1 protein-coding gene is annotated in these 708 nt (G+C 31.6%); it reads right to left on the reverse strand.

Annotated elements, in window-relative coordinates:
* Window positions 1-439 (reverse strand): protein rep (locus DVJ99_RS12840; protein ID WP_162912223.1); only part of this gene is annotated, 439 nt, incomplete at its 3' end.
* Window positions 440-708 lie beyond the last annotated feature (269 nt).

A 708-nucleotide genomic window follows, 5' to 3' on the forward strand; every position in this document is an offset into this window, starting at 1 on the left:
TCATCATACGATTAAAACCTTTTGACATATCCGATAAACTTTTATTTAATTCAGTACCATCATAAACATTTCTAACGGTCAACGTAAGGAAAAGCCAACGAACTGTTGGTTTTTGTTTGATAACTTCTGCAACAACCTTTTGTGACTGAATACCATGCTTCATTGCTCTCCTCCAGTTGCACATTGGACATAATCGAGATTTACAAAACCACACACGATATAACGTTTTTTCTCCCGTTTCATAACTCACTTTATATTCAAGTACCTCTGCACAATCTTTTACACGTTCAGCCTTTTTAAATTCAAGAATATGCAAGAGTTCAAAATAATCTACATTTGCCATTTTCTTTTCTCGCCAAGGTCTTATTTTTCCACTTTTTGTTTTGTCGATTAGTACACTTGATTTTTCATCTGAATTAATGCTATTATTATTGCACATAATTAATACAGAAACCCCCTATGTAAATTTGTTTTTGTGTGGTAACTTAAACAATAACATAGGGTATTTTTCTGTGCAAGGATTTTTAAAGGTTCATTAACCTTATAAAGCCAATCACACCAACACTTTAAACGCGATGTAAACTATAAAAATAAAAACTTGTTGTTTCTATATGTATCAAGATAAGAAAGAACAAGTTCAAAACCATCAAAAAAAGACACCTTTTCAGGTGCTTTTTTTATTTTATAAACTCATTCCCTGATCTCGAC

This window comes from Staphylococcus sp. EZ-P03 (assembly GCF_003344575.1).
Classification (GTDB): domain Bacteria; phylum Bacillota; class Bacilli; order Staphylococcales; family Staphylococcaceae; genus Staphylococcus; species Staphylococcus simulans_B.